Source organism: Pseudomonas sp. 65/3-MNA-CIBAN-0223, from assembly GCF_040310425.1.
In the GTDB taxonomy this organism is placed as follows: Bacteria; Pseudomonadota; Gammaproteobacteria; order Pseudomonadales; family Pseudomonadaceae; genus Aquipseudomonas; species Aquipseudomonas gregormendelii.
On sequence record NZ_JBEOPV010000012.1, the window covers coordinates 50,429 to 67,317 of the forward strand.

Annotated in this window: 12 protein-coding genes and 1 pseudogene; 7 read left to right on the forward strand and 6 right to left on the reverse strand. The window is 61.4% G+C overall.

Going from position 1 to position 16,889, the window contains the following annotated elements; all coding sequences use genetic code 11:
- Positions 1-186: 186 nt before the first annotated feature.
- Together creA and AAEZ09_RS16450 are read right to left on the reverse strand one after the other, a co-directional pair.
- Positions 187-1,398, reverse strand: a complete 1,212-nt coding sequence (creA, locus tag AAEZ09_RS16445) for a creatinase (protein ID WP_045057666.1) — start codon at positions 1,396-1,398, stop codon at positions 187-189.
- Between the two features lie 14 nt (positions 1,399-1,412).
- A complete protein-coding gene (locus tag AAEZ09_RS16450; RefSeq protein ID WP_350600056.1) occupies positions 1,413-2,447 on the reverse strand; it encodes a GlxA family transcriptional regulator in 1,035 nt (344 codons plus the stop codon).
- 233 nt (positions 2,448-2,680) lie between these two features.
- On the opposite strand from AAEZ09_RS16450, the gene speF reads away from it, so the two are divergent.
- Positions 2,681-4,864, forward strand: coding sequence for an ornithine decarboxylase SpeF (speF, locus tag AAEZ09_RS16455; RefSeq protein WP_045057665.1), 2,184 nt, complete (start codon positions 2,681-2,683; stop codon positions 4,862-4,864).
- Between the two features lie 203 nt (positions 4,865-5,067).
- On the opposite strand, the pseudogene AAEZ09_RS16460 reads toward speF, so the two are convergent.
- Positions 5,068-6,744: pseudogene (locus AAEZ09_RS16460) on the reverse strand (MFS transporter).
- A gap of 421 nt (positions 6,745-7,165) precedes the next feature.
- Between AAEZ09_RS16460 and AAEZ09_RS16465 the strand changes: the two are divergent.
- The 6 genes from AAEZ09_RS16465 (at position 7,166) to AAEZ09_RS16490 (ending at position 12,969) form a co-directional block, all read left to right on the forward strand.
- Positions 7,166-8,476 (forward strand): flavin-containing monooxygenase, encoded by a 1,311-nt coding sequence (locus tag AAEZ09_RS16465; RefSeq protein WP_350600057.1) that lies wholly within the window; start codon positions 7,166-7,168, stop codon positions 8,474-8,476.
- A 21-nt stretch (positions 8,477-8,497) separates the two neighbouring features.
- Positions 8,498-8,914 (forward strand): RidA family protein, encoded by a 417-nt coding sequence (locus AAEZ09_RS16470; RefSeq protein WP_045057663.1) that lies wholly within the window; start codon positions 8,498-8,500, stop codon positions 8,912-8,914.
- A 139-nt stretch (positions 8,915-9,053) separates the two neighbouring features.
- Entirely contained in the window at positions 9,054-9,731 is a 678-nt protein-coding gene (locus AAEZ09_RS16475; RefSeq protein ID WP_045057662.1) for a DUF1028 domain-containing protein, read from the forward strand.
- The gene (argE, locus tag AAEZ09_RS16480; protein WP_350600060.1) at positions 9,728-10,879 is read left to right on the forward strand and encodes an acetylornithine deacetylase; all 1,152 of its coding nucleotides are present in this window, start codon (positions 9,728-9,730) and stop codon (positions 10,877-10,879) included. The genes AAEZ09_RS16475 and argE overlap by 4 nt, the downstream gene beginning before the upstream one ends.
- A 296-nt stretch (positions 10,880-11,175) precedes the next feature.
- On the forward strand, positions 11,176-12,591 hold the full coding sequence (locus AAEZ09_RS16485; RefSeq protein WP_045057660.1) for a purine-cytosine permease family protein: 1,416 nt from the start codon (positions 11,176-11,178) through the stop codon (positions 12,589-12,591).
- A 159-nt stretch (positions 12,592-12,750) separates the two neighbouring features.
- A complete protein-coding gene (locus tag AAEZ09_RS16490) occupies positions 12,751-12,969 on the forward strand; it encodes a PLD nuclease N-terminal domain-containing protein (protein WP_122839556.1) in 219 nt (72 codons plus the stop codon).
- Positions 12,970-13,209: 240 nt separating this feature from the next.
- Here the strand turns inward: AAEZ09_RS16490 and AAEZ09_RS16495 are convergent, their stop codons facing one another.
- From AAEZ09_RS16495 to AAEZ09_RS16505, 3 genes are all read right to left on the reverse strand, one after another.
- The gene (locus AAEZ09_RS16495; protein WP_045057658.1) at positions 13,210-13,758 is read right to left on the reverse strand and encodes a cupin domain-containing protein; all 549 of its coding nucleotides are present in this window, start codon (positions 13,756-13,758) and stop codon (positions 13,210-13,212) included.
- Positions 13,759-14,001: 243 nt separating this feature from the next.
- Complete coding sequence (locus AAEZ09_RS16500) at positions 14,002-15,285, reverse strand: NAD(P)/FAD-dependent oxidoreductase (protein ID WP_350600062.1); 1,284 nt, start codon at positions 15,283-15,285, stop codon at positions 14,002-14,004.
- Between the two features lie 54 nt (positions 15,286-15,339).
- Positions 15,340-16,830: an aldehyde dehydrogenase gene (locus AAEZ09_RS16505; protein ID WP_350600063.1), complete on the reverse strand. Its 1,491-nt coding sequence runs from the start codon at positions 16,828-16,830 to the stop codon at positions 15,340-15,342.
- Positions 16,831-16,889: the final 59 nt, after the last annotated feature.

Genomic DNA, 16,889 nt, shown 5'->3' on the forward strand with positions numbered 1-16,889 from the left:
AGGTGCAAAAACGGGGAAGAACAGTCGAGACATGTGACATGACAAATACCCTCTATTGTTTTACTTGGCAGGGATCAAGGTCAGTAAGTGCTGCACGTTCTTGGGCGCGCATGCCGTATGGTGTCCAGCAATGGTCGATAAACAAGCGTGGGAGCGGCGAAGCTCCCACGACGGTCTGTTACGCCGTTACTTGCGAATGATGTTGTGCTCCGGCCCGTACGGGAATTGGGTGATGTTCTCGCCGCCCTGCTCGTTGACGATCAGGATATCGTGCTCGCGGTAACCGCCAGCCCCCGGCAGGCCTTCGGGCAGCATGATCATCGGTTCGATGGACACCACCATCCCCGGCTCCAGCACCGTGTCGATGTCTTCACGCAGTTCCAGCCCGGCTTCGCGGCCATAGTAATGGCTCAGGGTGCCGAACGAGTGCCCGTAACCGAAAGTGCGGTACTGCAGCAGATCGTGTTCAAGGAAAATCTCATTGAGTTGCTCGGCGATATCGCAGCAGCGCATGCCCGGCTTGATCAGCTTCAGCCCGGCTTCGTGGACCTTGACGTTGACTTCCCACAGGCGCAGGTGCTCATCGGAACAGTGGTCGAGAAACAGCGTGCGTTCGAGCGCCGTGTAGTAGCCGGCGATCATCGGGAAGCAGTTGAGGCTGAGGATATCGCCCTTGTTGACCTTGCGCGAGGTCACCGGGTTGTGTGCGCCATCGGTGTTGATGCCGGACTGGAACCAGGTCCAGGTGTCCATCAGCTCCGAGTCCGGGAAGGTCCGGGCGATCTCGCGCACCATGGCCTGGGTCGCATGCAGCGCCACTTCATATTCCGGCACCTGGTCACGCAGTGCTTCGACGATCGCGGCGCCGCCAATGTCCGCCACCCGTGCACCGTGACGGATAATCGCGTGTTCTTCGGCCGACTTGATCATACGCATGCGCATGCAGGGTGCAGCGATGTCCACCAGCTCGGCCTGGGGGTAGCGGCTGGCCAGTTTGTCGCGGTTGAGCAGGTTCAAGTGATCGAATTCGATGCCAATGCGCCCCGCCTTGGGCAAGGCTTGCTGGATGGCGACGAAGTAGTTGTCGCGCTGCCAGTCGGTGTAGACGATGTTCTCGGTGCCCACGGTCCGGCGCCAAGGCTGGCCGCCATCGATGTTGGCGCTGATGGTGACGGCGCTGTCCTGAGTCACGACCAGGGCGTAGGGGCGGCCGAACGAGCAATAGAGGAAATCGCTGTAGTAGTTGATGTTGTGATAGGAAGTGAAGACTGCCGCGTCGATGTTGTTTTGCGCCAGATAAGCGCGCAGTTTGCCCTGGCGGTTGGCGTATTCCTGAGCCGAGAAGGTCGGACTGACTTTTTCGCCGTTCTTGATCTGGATGGTTTTGGGCATTTGCATGTCATTGATCCTTGTCAGTGATTGAGCGACAGAGGGCGCCACTCTGGTGGGCCGCTGGAGATCATTCGAACAGATGCAAGACGAGGTTTTTTGCGCGAATCCGACCTGTAGTTGGTCAGATCCGCTGTGCACGCAACCACATGTTCACGCGGATGCGCGCCGAAGTACTGGCGATAGCAGCGAATGAAATGCTGCACCGCGACGAAGCCGCATTCGCCGGCGGTTTGCGCGATCGAGCGGTCACCCGCCTGCAGCAGGCGCCGGGCCTGTTGCAGGCGCAAATCAAGATAATGCCGGGACGGCGAACAGCCGAGGGTGCGCTTGAACAGACGCTCCAGGTGACGCCGGGATATCCCCATGGCCTCGGCCAGTTCGTCGATTGCAAGCATATGGGTGAGGTGCTCGCTCATCAGGGCCAGCGCCGTCTGAAGTTTTTCCGGGGCTTGATGCAGCGGCTGCAATGGCCGTGTCTGGCGTACGAGGTGTTGCTCCATGCGCAGTACCAGGGCGCGCCCGTGGACCTGGGCCAGCAGCTCGCAGACCAACCCTCGCACGGCCTCGGGCCCGACGCACGTCAGGCGCGGGCCATCGACACAGAACGGCGCGGCCACCGGGCTCAGCGCTCTGGATGCAGCAAAGGCCAAGGGCGAGTCGGGCTCCGGCAAGCTGCAGCGAAAACCGTCCAGCGCACCCATTTGCGCCAGCAACCAACCGGCCTTGCCGAGCGCGCCAAAGAGGATTGGCTGCGTGGTCCAGTAGTGCAGTTTCTGCTCAAAATCCGTCGCAAGTGGCAGGTGTTCGCCCGCGCACAGGATCAACACGTCCAGCGCTGATGCCTGATCCAGTCGTGCTGTGGAGGTAGCGATCGCGTTACTGGCGCTGAGCGAATGCCCCTCCAGGCTGAGTATTTGCCATTGGCACACCGTGCGCCCCGCCACCTGATTGGCCAGGCGCAAGGGCTCCAGGGCATTGGCCAGGGTAAACAGGTCGAAACGCTCCGTCAGCCAGAAGCCGATTTTCAGTACTTCATCAACGCGGGTAGCCACCATGGATTTCGCACTCCACTGCAAAAAGATTCAGGCACCCGGCGGATTGTCAGCGTCAGGGACAGGCATGGCTTGTCCGGAGTCGACCCCGGATTGTCCGTTGCTACCAATCTGGCCAAACACGTCTATAACCAGTGTTGGCATGATTCAGGTCAGGGAACCTTGATGGTTCCCTCGGTACATTGATTTCTTGCAAACGGTGGACAAGTGAGTGTCCGCCAGGAGATTTCCCCCGCATGAAAATTTTGAAAATTGCTGCCAGTGATTCCGCGATCGACTGCTTCCAGACTTATCGGCAAGTGGTGCCGCTCAGTCAGACCGACTACACCGACATCGCCGTCGCCGTGTTTTCGGTGGAAGACGTGATGGCCGGGGCCCTGGAATCGCTCCAGCGCACCGGCTTCGATATCCCGATTTTCCTCGCCACCTCCCCGGGTACAGGCAACCGCGCGCGTGATGTGTACAAGCACCTGGAAGACGTGCTGCTGCAGGTCAACGGCATCTTTGACCGTTCGCGCAACAATGCCGAATATCATGGCAACCAGCTGGAAACCGCGGCCAAGGCCTATGAAGAAAGCCTGTTGCCGCCATTCTTCGACTCGCTCAAACGCTATACCGAATCAGCCAACGTCACCTTCGCCTGCCCGGGCCATCAGGGCGGCCAGTTCTTCCGCAAGCACCCGGCCGGCCGACAGTTCTTCGACTTTTTCGGCGAGACGCTGTTTCGCGCCGACATGTGCAACGCCGACGTCAAACTGGGCGATCTGCTGATTCACGAGGGCCCTGCGCTGCTGGCGCAGAAACACGCGGCCAAGGTGTTCAACGCCGACAAGACCTACTTCGTGCTCAACGGCACCTCCGCCTCCAACAAGGTGGTAACCAATGCCCTGCTGACGCCCGGCGACCTGGTGCTGTTCGACCGTAACAACCACAAGTCCAATCACCAGGGCGCACTGATCCAGGCGGGCGCCACGCCGGTCTATCTGGAGACCGCGCGTAACCCTTACGGCTTTATCGGCGGCATCGACGCCCATTGCTTCGAAGAGAGCTACCTGCGCGAATTGATCGCCGAAGTGGCACCGGACAAGGCCCAGGTCGCCCGCCCGTTCCGCCTGGCGATCATTCAGCTCGGCACCTATGACGGAACCGTCTACAACGCCCGCCAGGTGGTCGATCGCATCGGCAAGCTGTGTGACTACATCCTGTTCGACTCGGCCTGGGTCGGCTACGAGCAGTTCATCCCGATGATGAAGGACTGCTCGCCACTGCTGCTGGACCTGCACGAAGACGACCCGGGCATCTTCGTCACCCAGTCGGTGCACAAGCAGCAGGCCGGTTTTTCCCAGGCCTCGCAGGTGCACAAGAAAGACCGGCACATCAAGGGCCAGGCCCGCTACTGCAACCATGCGCAGCTGAACAATGCATTCATGGCCCAGGCCTCCACCAGTCCGTTCTATCCGATATTCGCCTCGCTGGATGTCAACGCACGTATCCACGCCGGCCGCAGTGGCCTGAAGCTGTGGGATGACTGCGTGAAATTCGGCATCGACGCGCGCAAGCTGATCCTCGAAGCCTGCACCATGGTCCGCCCGTTCGTTCCCGCGACCATTGAAGGACGTGCGTGGGAAGACTACCCGACCGAAGAAATCGCCAATGACCTGCGGTTCTTCGAGTTTCATCCCAAAGACCGCTGGCATGCCTTCCAGGGCTACGGCGAGAAGCAGTACTTCATCGACCCCTGCAAGTTGCTGTTTACGACCCCGGGCATCGACCCGGTGGATGGCAGCTACACCGACTTCGGCATACACGCCGGCATCCTCGCCAACTTCCTGCGCGAAAATGGCATCGTTCCGGAAAAGTGCGACCTGAACTCGATCCTGTTCCTCCTGACCCCGGCGGAAGACTGGGCGAAGATGACTCATCTGGCCGCGCAGATCGCGCGTTTCGAGCGCTTCGTCAATGACAACGCGCCGATGAGCCGGGTCTTGCCGGCGATCTATGCGCGGTACGAGGAGCGTTATCGCAACTACACGATCCGCCAGCTGTGCCAGGAAATGCACGACCTGTATCGCAGCCACAATGTGCAGCAACTGCAGAAAGCAATGTTCCGCAAGGAACACTTCCCAGTGAAGGCGATGAACCCGCAAGCGGCGCAGTTCGAGTTCATCCGCGGCAACATCGAGCTGGTGGCGCTCGCCGATGCCGATGGTCGCATCGCCGCCGAGGGTGCGCTGCCCTACCCGCCTGGCGTGCTGTGCGTGGTGCCCGGGGAAATCTGGGGCGGCGCGGTGCTCAAGTACTTCCTGGCGCTGGAAGAAGGCATCAACTGCCTGCCAGGCTTCACCCCGGAACTTCAGGGCGTGTATTTGAAGGAAGTTGAAGGGCGTATTCGCGCGTATGGGTACGTGATCAAGAACTGACCGGGGTGTACGCAGCGGACTCGCCGCGATCTGCCGCTGCGTTATCCAGAATGACGCCAAGGGTGTTGAGAAACAGATCACTGCTTCGCCGAAAACGCGGCGTCGATTGAGTGATGCTTCTCGGGGTGGGAACCGGTTGGGGCATGCGGCGGCGTGATGGTTCAGAAACAGCCCCCTCCCTTACGAGAGAGGGCCTCGCGGGATCAGTCGTTGAGGATGTCGCGATCCTTGGTTTCCGGCAGGAAGAAGGTGCCCAGCACAGCAGTCATTACGGCAATGACGATCGGGTACCACAGCCCGTAGTAGATATCACCCGTGGCCGCGACCATGGCGAACGCCACCGTCGGCAGGAAGCCGCCGAACCAGCCGTTGCCGATATGGTATGGCAGCGACATCGAGGTGTAGCGGATGCGCGTGGGGAACAGCTCCACCAGCCAGGCGGCAATCGGGCCATACACCATGGTCACGTAGATCACCAGGATGGTCAGCAGCAGCAACACGATGGGGTAGTTGGTCTTCGCCGGGTCGGCCTTTTCAGGGTAGCCAGCCTCCTTGAGCGAAGTGCTCAGCGATGCAGTGAAGGCGTCGTTGCGGGTCTTGAAGTCGGCAGCCGGCATGCCGGTGCCTTCGAAGCTGGTGATCACCTTGTCGCCAATACGCACCTGCGCCACCGTTCCCGGCTCGGCCTTCTCGTTCTTGTAGGGGATGGCGCGCTTGGCCAGCAGGGTCTTGGCCAGATCGCAGGAGCTGGTGAATTTGGCCTTGCCCACCGGGTCGAACTGGAACGAACACTGCTCGGGATCAGCCACCACCGTGACCGGATTGCGCTCCTGGGCGGTGAACACGTCGGGGTTACCGTACTGAGTCAGCGCATGGAAGATCGGGAAGTAAGTGAGCGCGGCCAGAATGCAGCCAGCCATGACGATGCCTTTGCGCCCGATACGGTCGGACAGGCTGCCAAATATCACAAAGAACGGCGTACCGATCAGCAGCGAACCGGCGATCAGCAAGTTGGCAGTCTGCGGGTCGATCTTCAGCGTCTGCAGCAGGAAAAACAGCGCGTAGAACTGCCCGGTGTACCAGACCACAGCCTGCCCTGCCGTGCCGCCCAGCAACGCCATGATAACGATCTTGAGGTTGTCCCAGCGGGCGAAGGACTCGGTCAGCGGCGCCTTCGACGCCTTGCCTTCGGCCTTCATTTTCAGGAACGCTGGCGACTCGCTCAGTTGCAGGCGGATGTACACCTAGATGACCAGCAGCAGGAGCGACAGCAGGAATGGAATCCGCCAGCCCCAGGCCTCAAAGTCTTCGGTGCCCAGAATGGTGCGGCAGGCCAGGATCACCAGCAAGGACAGGAATAGCCCGAGGGTGGCCGTTGTTTGAATCCACGAGGTGAAGAAACCCCGCCGGCCTTTCGGCGCATGTTCGGCCACATAGGTCGCCGCGCCCCCGTACTCACCACCCAGCGCCAGGCCTTGCAACATGCGCAGGGTAATCAGGATGATCGGTGCGGCCACGCCGATAGTCGCGTAACCGGGCAGGAAACCCACCACGGCCGTGGAGATCCCCATGATCACAATGGTGATCAGGAACGTGTGCTTGCGCCCGATCATGTCGCCCAGACGCCCGAACACGATCGCGCCGAAAGGCCGTACGGCAAACCCGGCGGCGAACGCCAGCAGCGCGAAGATAAAGGCGGTGGTCTCGTTGACCCCGGCGAAAAAATGCTTGGCGATGATCGCGGCGAGCGAGCCGTACAGGTAAAAGTCGTACCACTCGAATACCGTGCCCAGGGAGGACGCGAAGATGACCTTGCGCTCCTCCCTGGTGATCCCCTGATTGGGCGGGCTGCCCGTGGTGGTGTTGTCGATTGCGGCCATGAGTGTTCTCCGTGTGTCTCTTGTTGTAGGCCGGAGTACCCCACTACCAAAACGCCGCACCCAGGCCCTGGGGCTGATGTCGTAACGCATGCGAACAGGCTGACGACCTCGCATCGCTGCAAGGTTTCCTACAGCATAATCAGCTTCGCGCAGTTATCCACTCGACTGCGCGATAAAGCTGGCCTGGCGACTAACCGCGGGCGCCTGTCTGCGGCATCAGGCTGCTATCGACCCGACGATTGAGTTGTTGATCGATCAAACGCATATCCTGCAAATCACCTCAAGCCAAAGCCTCTGCCTCAGTTATTTGTACTCAAATGCCAGCTTAATAATATTTTACCGATACCAGGGTCATCCCTAGTCTTGAGCCCAACAGATGGCAGGCCATCAGCGCCTGAATCCCATGTCGAAGGGTAGAGAGATGACCACTGAAATAACAAAAACAGACACGCTGATTGTCGGCGCCGGTCAGGCTGGCGTGGCGATGAGCGAGCACTTGAGCAAACTCGGGGTGCCGCACCTGGTGCTGGAACGTGAGCGCATTGCCGAACGCTGGCGCACTGGCCGTTGGGATTCGTTGGTGGCCAACGGCCCGGCCTGGCACGATCGGTTTCCCGGCCTCGAATTTGATGACCTGAGCCCCGATGGCTTTGCGCCGAAAGAACGGGTTGCCGACTACTTCGAAGCCTACGCGAAAAAATTCAATGCCCCCGTGCGTACCGGGGTGGAGGTGTTGAAGGTCGAGCGCAATGTCGGTCGCCCTGGCTTCACCATCGAAACGTCCCAAGGCGTGATCGAAGCCAACCGGGTCGTCGCGGCCACCGGGCCGTTCCAGCGCCCGGTCATTCCGCCCATCGCACCGCAAGATACACCGTTGCTGCAGATCCACTCCGCTGATTACCGCAACCCTGGGCAACTGCCGGAAGGCGCAGTGCTGGTGGTGGGCGCGGGCTCGTCCGGGGTGCAGATCGCCGATGAACTGCAACGTGCCGGGAAAAAGGTCTACCTCTCGGTGGGCGCCCACGACCGCCCGCCTCGCGCTTATCGCAACCGGGATTTCTGCTGGTGGCTGGGGGTGCTCGGCGAGTGGGACCAGGCGGCGATGAAGCCCGGTCGGGAGCATGTGACCATCGCCGTCAGTGGTGCCCATGGCGGGCGGACGGTGGATTTCCGCGGCCTGGCTCATCGCGGCATGACGCTGGTGGGGTTGACCCAGGCCTTCAACGGAAGCGTGGCGACGTTTCGGCCGAACCTGGCCGAGAACCTGGCCCGCGGCGACGAGAACTACCTGGCGCTGCTTGACGCGGCCGACGCCTACATCGAACGCAATGGCCTGGACCTGCCCCATGAACCCGAGGCGCGCCACACCTTCCCCGATCCGGACTGCGTGACCACGCCGATTCTCGAGCTTGACCTGGCCCGGGCCGGCGTGACCTCGATTATCTGGGCCACCGGGTTCGCCACCGATTACAGCTGGCTGCACGTCGACGCGTTCGATGAGCACGGCAAGCCCAGGCATCAGCGCGGTGTGTCCAACGAGCCCGGCGTGTATTTCCTCGGCCTGCCGTGGCAGTCCCGGCGCGGTTCGTCGTTTATCTGGGGGGTGTGGCATGACGCCAAATACGTCGCGGACCACATCGCCATCCAGCGCTCATACCTCGACTACCACAATGCCGCACAGCGCCAGGCCGAGACCCTTTCGATCGCGTCCAAAACGCCGATCAGTGCCTAATTCCCTGTTCAGGAGCTCCACATGTCCACGCCAACTCATACCCGTATTCGCATGTTCAACACCAAGGAAACCTACCCCAACCAGAGTTTGGACAACGACCTGTGCCAGGCCGTGCGCGCCGGCAATACGGTGTATGTCCGGGGTCAGGTCGGCACCGATTTCGAGGGCAACCTGATCGGCCTCGGTGACCCGCGGGCGCAGACCGAGCAGGCCATGCGCAACGTCAAGCAGTTGCTGGAAGAGGCCGGCAGCGACCTGAGCCACATCGTCAAGACCACCACTTACCTGATCGACCCGCGTTACCGCGAGCCGGTCTATCAGGAGGTGGGGAAATGGCTTAAAGGCGTATTTCCGATTTCCACCGGGCTGGTGGTGTCGGCGCTGGGGCAGCCGCAGTGGTTGATGGAGATTGATGTGATTGCGGTGATTCCGCAGTAAAGACCGCGGCGCGGCCATCGCGAGCAAGCTTTGCTCCCACAGCTAGTCACTCTGGGATTCCCACTGTGGGAGCAAAGCTTGCTCGCGATGAGGCCAGCTCAGACACCACCCTAAAAAAGGCCAACCTAGGAGCCCCCCCATGACCTTCTCCATCGCCGCCCGCTGCCCCGAAACCGGCCAGTTCGGCATCGCCATCAGCTCCTCCAGCATCGCCGTCGGCGCCCGTTGCCCCTGGCTGCTGCCAGGTGTCGGTGCCGTCTCGACACAGAACATCACCCTGCCCTCCCTCGGCCCGGAAACCCTGGCCCTGATGGAACAGGGCCTGGCACCCGCAGAAGCCCTGGACAAGGTGCTGACAAGCAATGGCTACAGCCAGTACCGGCAAATCACCGCCATCGACCACCTGGGGCGCACCGCCCATTTCAGCGGCAGCGAAACCCTCGGCAAGCACAATGCAGTGTCCGGTGAGCAATGCGTTGCTGCCGGCAACATGCTCGCGGACCGTTCGGTGATCGAGGCCATGGTCAGCGCATTTGAACACGGTGAAGGGCAACTGGCAGACCGCCTGATCACCGCCATGAACGCCGCGATCGAAGCAGGCGGTGAAGCCGGGCCGGTGCATTCCGCAGCGCTGGTGGTGGTCGGTGAACTGACCTGGCCGATCATCAACCTGCGGGTCGATTGGGCTGACGAAGCGCCGATCGCGCAACTGGAAAAGCTCTGGGAAGCCTACCGTCCCCAGGTCCAGGACTACATCGACCGCGCCCTCGCCCCCGACAGGTCCCCGGGCTATGGCGTCGCTGGAGATGATCGATGAGTCACAGCGTCGACCTGCTCAAAACCCTGGTGGCGTTCGACACCACGAGCCGCGAATCCAACCTGCAGCTGATCGAGTTCGTGCGCGACTACCTGGCGAATTTTTCAGTGCCCTGCGAGCTGATCTACAACGAACAGCGCAGCAAGGCCAATCTGTTCGCCAGCATCGGCCCGGCGGATGTGCCGGGCATCGTCCTCTCCGGCCACACCGATGTGGTGCCGGTCGACGGCCAGCCGTGGACCCTGCCGCCGTTTGCGCTGACCGAGCGCGAGGGCAAGCTGTACGGTCGTGGCACCGCAGACATGAAAGGCTACATCGCCTGCGTGCTCGCCCTGGTGCCGGCCCTGGTGCAGGCGGATCTGCGCATGCCGGTGCACATTGCCCTTTCCTACGATGAAGAAGTCGGCTGCCTGGGTGTTCGCTCGTTGCTCAAGGCGCTGCAGCAGCGACCGGTCAAACCCAGGCTGTGCATCATTGGCGAGCCGACGGAGTTGAAACCGGTGCTGGGTCACAAGGGCAAACTGGCGATGCGCTGCGATATCCACGGCGAGGCCTGCCATTCCGCGTATGCGCCGCTCGGGGTCAACGCGATTGAATACGCCGCCGAGTTGATCGGCGAACTGGGACGGATCGGCAGTCGGCTCAAAGCCCCCGAGCATCAGGACGCCCGTTTCGACCCGCCTTTCAGCACCGTGCAGACCGGCGTCATTAGCGGCGGCAAGGCGCTCAACATCGTCCCCGCCGATTGCCGTTTCGACTTTGAGATTCGCGCGCTGCCGGCCCAGGATCCGAGCGAGGTTGCGCAGCAGCTGCAGCTGTACGCCGAGCAGCAACTGCTGCCGCGCATGCGCGCCGTGAGTGAGCACAGTGGTATCAGCTTCAGCGAACTGTCGGCGTACCCGGGATTGGCGACCGACGCGCACAGCGAAGCGGCAGAACTGCTCGCCGCATTCTGCGGCTCCCGCGAGTTCGCCACCGTAGCCTTCGGCACCGAGGGCGGCCTGTTCGACGCCGCTGGCATACCCACCGTCGTCTGCGGCCCGGGCAGCATGGACCAGGGCCACAAACCCGACGAGTTCGTCAGCCTCGACCAACTCGCTGGCTGCGATCAAATGCTGCAACGAATGCTGCTATCCATTTGCAGATAAAGCCCGGCTCGAGCAACTTTCTTCCCTGCAAAAATTCCCTGTGGGAGCGGGCTCGCTCGCGAAGATGGCCTGACATTCAACACCCATAGCGACTGTCAGTCCGCCTTCGCGAACAAGCCCGCGCCCACATTTTTACCGCACCCGCAGACCTACTTTTTTTAACGTCTATACCAACAAACTTACTAATTTATCTATCCCGCCCGACCGCACATCATCGACTCCAACAAGAAAAGCGTTGCCCTCGGGCAGCGCTCACCGAAGTACGTCCACGTACTCAAATTGCCTTGGAGTTCCTCATGGTCACCTCTGCAGCAACCTCAGCTCCGCTCATTGAAAAACACACGATCGGCTACGTGCCTCCCGAAGATCGGCATGGAAAAACCCGGGACCTGTTTACCCTCTGGTTCGGCGGCAACATAGCGCCGCTGCCCATCGTCACCGGCGCCCTTGCCGTGCAAATGTTCCACCTCAACCTGGTGTGGGGCATCGTTGCCATCCTCGTTGGGCACCTGGTCGGCGGCGTACTGATGGCGCTGCACTCGGCCCAGGGGCCGCAGATGGGTATTCCGCAAATGATCCAGAGCCGCGCCCAGTTCGGCTCACTGGGTGCGCTCCTGGTGGTGCTGATCGCCGGCATCATGTACATCGGCTTCTTCGCCTCCAACATCGTCCTGGCCGGCAAGTCTTTGCACGGCGTGGTCGACAGCGTGCCGGTGCCGGTGGGCATCGTCATCGGCGCGCTTGGCTCAGGCATCATCGGCATCATTGGCTACCGCTTCATCCACGTGCTCAACCGCATCGGCACCTGGGTGCTCGGTGCCGGCATCGTGCTGGGTTTCGGCTACATTTTCACCCACGTGCAGACCGCCGATTTCCTCACCCGCGGCAGCTTCAACATCTCCGGCTGGCTGGCAACCGTGTCCCTGGCCGCGCTCTGGCAGATCGCCTTCGCGCCCTATGTCTCCGACTACTCGCGCTACCTGCCGGCCAACGTGCCGGTAGCCGCCACGTTCTGGACCACCTACCTGGGCACCGTGCTCGGCTCCAGCCTGTCGTTTATCTTCGGCGCCGTGGCTGTGCTGGCCACGCCCGCAGGCATGGACACCATGGACGCAGTCAAACTCGCCACCGGCTCCATCGGCCCACTGATGCTGGTGCTGTTCCTGCTCAGCGTCATCAGCCATAACGCCCTTAACCTCTACGGCGCCGTGCTGTCGCTGATCACCCTGGTGCAAACCTTCGCCTACCGCTGGATCCCCACCGCCAAAAGTCGCGCCGCCATCTCGATCATCGTCCTCGCCGGCTGCTGCTTCGCCGCCGTCGGCGCCTCGGCGGACTTCATCGGCCACTTCGTCGACATGGTGCTGGTGCTGCTGGTGGTGCTGGTGCCGTGGACCGCGATCAACCTGATCGACTTCTACGCGATTCACCAAGGCAAATACGACATCAACTCCATCTTCCAGGTGGATGGCGGAATCTACGGCCGCTACAACCCACAGGCACTGCTGGCCTACGCAATCGGCATCGTGGTGCAGATTCCGTTCATGAACACGCCGCTGTACGTCGGGCCGATTTCCGAGCACATCAATGGCGCGGACTTATCATGGCTGGTCGGTTTGCTGATCACTTCGCCGCTCTATTACTGGCTGGCCAATCGCGACACCGCTTACAAGCGCCGCCTCTCCACCGGCAAACTGGCCAACTCGATCTAACCCGCACCGCTGGCTCCCTGGGGGCGCGAGCCCTGCTCGCGATGGGTCCGTGACAGCCAATAACTGCCCCGACGGGACACTGGTGGAACTCTGTACGCCAATAAAATGAACCCTGAGCGCCCCTGCCCGCCTAACTGAAGGACTATCAGGAGGTGGCTTATGCAAATCGAAACGATCTGGATCGTACTCGCGGCAGTTCTGGTGCTGGTCGAGTTGTGGGCGATTAATCGGGTGCGTAAAGCCGAGGGCAAGTCGAGTAACAAGCTGGTATGGATCGTGGTGATCGTCTTTGTGCCACTGTTCGGATTGCTGGCATGGGCCGTGGCTGGACCCAAGCACACGGCCCGTAACCCGCATTCACCACAGGCCAGGCAGTAAAGCCGGCGACACTCGCCAATAAATCAAAAAAAGCCCCGACGATTCGGGGCTTCGTTATTTCAACTGACACACACCTCCCGTAGGAGCTGCCGAAGGCTGCGATCTTTTGATCTTTGGCGTCCGAAAATGGCGTAGGAAATCCCCTCCTGCCGCAAGAATCGAACAGCGTGGCTTGGAGCCGCCTGTGACATAGCGAGCTGCGGACGCAGCCTTCGCCACCTGCTGCAGCCCGCAGTGATATCAGAAGTTGGCCGGGGTGTTGGCGCTGATGATTTCCGCTTCATCCTGGCCAATATTGCGGAAGCGGTGCGGCAGCGTCGTCGGGAAGTAATAGCCATCGCCCGCATTGAGCACGCTGATCTGGCCATCGACGGTCAACTCGACCGTGCCGCGCGTCACCAGCCCACACTCCTCGCCTTCCGAATGCACGATGGGCTCTTCCCCCGAGCTCGCCCCAGGTGCGTACTGCTCGCGCAACAGGCGCATCTGCCGACTCGGCACCGAAGCACCGATCAGCAGCAGCCGCAGCCCGTGACGGCCAAGATCCGGCTGTTCGCTGGCGCGGAAGACGTATTGGTGCTCGCGGGGCGGCTGGTCGAAGGTGAAAAAGTCCGCCAGGGACATGGGGATGCCTTCGAGCAGTTTTTTCAGGGAACTGACGGAGGGACTGACGCGATTCTGTTCGATCAGGGAGATGGTCGCGTTGGTGACGCCGCTACGCCGCGCCAGCTCGCGCTGGGAGAGTTTGTAGCTTTCGCGTACTAGTTTGAGTCGTGAGCCCGTGTCCATGACAGCCTTATGCGAGGAAAACTTAAGGGTTATGGGGGTGGATGGCGGGCGACTTTTGGCCGCGAAGGTACCGCTTCCCTGTCCCGGAGATTTGAAAGTCGGGTATTAAATCACGTTTGGGGGTGTTGCTGTAGGAGCGAGCTTGCTCGCGAAGAACGTCCAGACAACACGTTCATGCAGACAGCACGCGTTATCGTTGACGCCCATCGCGAGCGAGCTCGCTCCTACAGGGAGGCGCCTGCTTTAGATACCGAAGCGATCACGCAGCGCGTAGTACGCGGCGCCCATGGCGGTCAGCGGGGCCTGGAAGGTGCGCCCGCCAAGCATGGGCATGTGCGGCAAGGAGGCGAAGGCGTCGAAGCGTTCGGCGTCGCCGCGGATCATTTCCGAGATCAGTTTGCCGGCCAGGTGCGAGCAAGTGACACCGTGGCCGCTGTAGCCTTGCATGTAGTAGGCGTTTTTCTCGATGCGACCAAATTGCGGCATGCGCGACATGGTCAGCAGGAAGTTGCCGGTCCAGCGATAGTCGATCTTCACGTCCTTGAGCTGGGGGAAGGTCTTGAGGATCTTCGGCTTGATCAGCTGTTCGATGTCGTCCGGCTCGCGTGCACCGTAGACCACGCCACCACCGTACAGAAGGCGGTTATCGGCGGTCAGGCGGTAGTAGTCGAGCAGGTAGTTGCAGTCTTCGACGCAGTAGTTGTTCTTGATCAGGCTGCGCGCCACCTGTTCGGACAACGGCTCGGTGACAACGATTTGCGAACCGCACGGCATGCTTTTGCTGGTCACTCGATTGTCGAGGCCCTGCGGCAGGTAGGCGTTGCCGGCGATCAGCAGGTACTTGGCGCGCACTACGCCCTTGGCCGTACGCACGGTAATCGGCTCGCCATAGGTGATTTCCACCGCCGCCGATTGTTCGTAGATCTTGCCGCCCAGGCCGATGATCGCCGAGGCTTCGCCGAGCGCCAGGTTAAGCGGGTGAATGTGGCCGCCCTGCATGTCGAGCAGGCCGCCGACGTAATTGTCGCAACCGACTTCACGCTTGATATCGGCCGCATCGAGCATTTTCAGGTTCTTGTTGCCGTAGCGTTCCCAGCTGCTTTTCTGCTCGGCCAGTCCTTTGAGCTGCTTCTTGTTCAGCGCAGCGAAAATACCGCCCGGCTTGTAGTCGCACTGGATGTCGTAGTGCTGTATGCGCTGGCGAATGATGTCTGCGCCTTCGAAGATCATGCTACCGAGCACTTCGGCGGTCTTGTCGCCATAGCGCTCTTCGATCACGTCGACGTCGCGGCTGTAGGAGTTGACCAGTTGCCCGCCATTGCGACCACTGGCACCAAAACCGACTTTGGCGGCTTCGAGCACGGTCACGCTGTAGCCCGCCTCGCAGAGGAACAGTGCCGAGGACAAACCGGTGTAGCCGGCGCCGATCACGCAGACGTCGCAGTCCACCGCGTGTTCCAGCACCGGGAAGTCGCCGGTGAAGTTGCGGGTGGCGGCGTAGTAGCTGTTTACATGTGTCTGTTTCATAGGTTTCTCCGATGGCCGCTGGCATGTGCCGGCGACCGTCGCTTTTTATAGGGTTTAGAGCTTGATCCAGGTCGCTTTCAGTTCGGTGTACTTGTCGAACGCATGCAGCGATTTGTCCCGACCGTTACCCGACTGCTTGTACCCGCCGAACGGCGCCGTCATGTCGCCGCCGTCATACTGGTTAACCCACACGCTACCGGCGCGCAGGCCGCGAGCGAAGGTGTGGGCCTTGCTCAGGTTGCTGGTCCAGACACCCGCCGCCAGGCCGAAGATGCTGTCGTTGGCGATGGCCAGCGCTTCTTCAGCGGTATCGAAGGTGATCAGCGACAGCACCGGGCCAAAGATTTCCTCCCGGGCGATGGTCATGGCGTTGGTCACACCGTCGAAAATCGCCGGCTCCACATACAGCCCACCGGTGGCTTCCAGGGTGCGACTGCCGCCCGCGATCAGTTGCGCGCCCTGGTCTTTACCGACCTGGATATAACGCAGCACGTTGTCCAGTTGACGCTGATCAACCACGGCACCGACAGTGGTTTGCGGATCCAGGGCGTGCCCCGGTTTCCAGGCCTGCAGTGCCTCCACCAGCAGCGGAATAAACTGCTCGCGAATCGAGCGTTCTACCAGCAACCTCGAGCCAGCGGTGCAGACTTCGCCCTGGTTGAAAGCGATAGCACCCGCAGCCGCCTGGGCCGCCGCGCGCAGATCCGGCGCGTCGGCGAACACCACGTTCGGGCTCTTGCCGCCCGCTTCGAGCCAGACGCGCTTCATGTTGCTTTGCCCGGAATAGATCAACAGCTGCTTGGCAATCGCGGTGGAGCCGGTGAACGCCAGCACATCGACGTCCATGTGCAGCGCCAGGGCCTTGCCGACGGTATGACCGAAGCCCGGCAGTACGTTGAACACGCCTTTGGGAATGCCGGCATCAAGCGCAAGCTGCGCGATGCGGATGGCGGTCAGTGGCGATTTTTCCGAAGGCTTGAGGATGAACGAGTTGCCGGCGGCGAGCGCCGGGGCGAACTTCCAGCTGGCCATGATCAGCGGGAAATTCCACGGCACAATCGCCGCCACGACACCGGCAGGTTCGCGGGTGATGAGGCCAAGCTGGTCGTGGGGCGTGGCGGCGACTTCGTCGTAGATCTTGTCGATGGCTTCGGCGCTCCAGCGGATCGCGTTGGCGGTCGCCGGGATGTCGATGTTCATCGAGTCGTTGATCGGCTTGCCCATGTCGAGGGTTTCGAGCAGGGCGAGTTCTTCCTGGTGCGCCAGGATCAGGTCGGCGAAGCGGATCAGGATGCGCTTGCGTTCGGCCGGTGCCAGATTGGCCCAGATGCCGGAATCGAAAGTACGGCGCGCGACCGCCACGGCTTCGTTGGCGTCGGCTTCGTCGGTGCTGGCGACGTTGGCCAGAAAGCGGCCATCGACCGGGCTGATGCATTCGAAAGTGTCACCGCTGAGCGCTGCGCGGTATTGGCCGTCGATGAAGGCGCGGCTTTCGATGGAGAGTGACTGGAAGCGTTGCTCCCAGTCGCTGCGGGTGTTTGTCATGGTTGTGACTCGACGCAGGAAATTAGTGATCGTTGGAATGAATGCCCTGTAGGAGCTGC

Coding starts and splice junctions, on each gene's coding strand:
- AAEZ09_RS16495 (WP_045057658.1), bottom strand. CDS start 13,758: ATGGACACGGGCTCACGACTCAAACTAGTACGCGAAAGCTACAAACTC.
- AAEZ09_RS16505 (WP_350600063.1), bottom strand. CDS start 16,830: ATGACAAACACCCGCAGCGACTGGGAGCAACGCTTCCAGTCACTCTCC.
- creA (WP_045057666.1), bottom strand. CDS start 1,398: ATGCAAATGCCCAAAACCATCCAGATCAAGAACGGCGAAAAAGTCAGT.
- AAEZ09_RS16490 (WP_122839556.1), top strand. CDS start 12,751: ATGCAAATCGAAACGATCTGGATCGTACTCGCGGCAGTTCTGGTGCTG.
- AAEZ09_RS16500 (WP_350600062.1), bottom strand. CDS start 15,285: ATGAAACAGACACATGTAAACAGCTACTACGCCGCCACCCGCAACTTC.
- argE (WP_350600060.1), top strand. CDS start 9,728: ATGAGTCACAGCGTCGACCTGCTCAAAACCCTGGTGGCGTTCGACACC.
- speF (WP_045057665.1), top strand. CDS start 2,681: ATGAAAATTTTGAAAATTGCTGCCAGTGATTCCGCGATCGACTGCTTC.
- AAEZ09_RS16450 (WP_350600056.1), bottom strand. CDS start 2,447: ATGGTGGCTACCCGCGTTGATGAAGTACTGAAAATCGGCTTCTGGCTG.
- AAEZ09_RS16485 (WP_045057660.1), top strand. CDS start 11,176: ATGGTCACCTCTGCAGCAACCTCAGCTCCGCTCATTGAAAAACACACG.
- AAEZ09_RS16475 (WP_045057662.1), top strand. CDS start 9,054: ATGACCTTCTCCATCGCCGCCCGCTGCCCCGAAACCGGCCAGTTCGGC.
- AAEZ09_RS16470 (WP_045057663.1), top strand. CDS start 8,498: ATGTCCACGCCAACTCATACCCGTATTCGCATGTTCAACACCAAGGAA.
- AAEZ09_RS16465 (WP_350600057.1), top strand. CDS start 7,166: ATGACCACTGAAATAACAAAAACAGACACGCTGATTGTCGGCGCCGGT.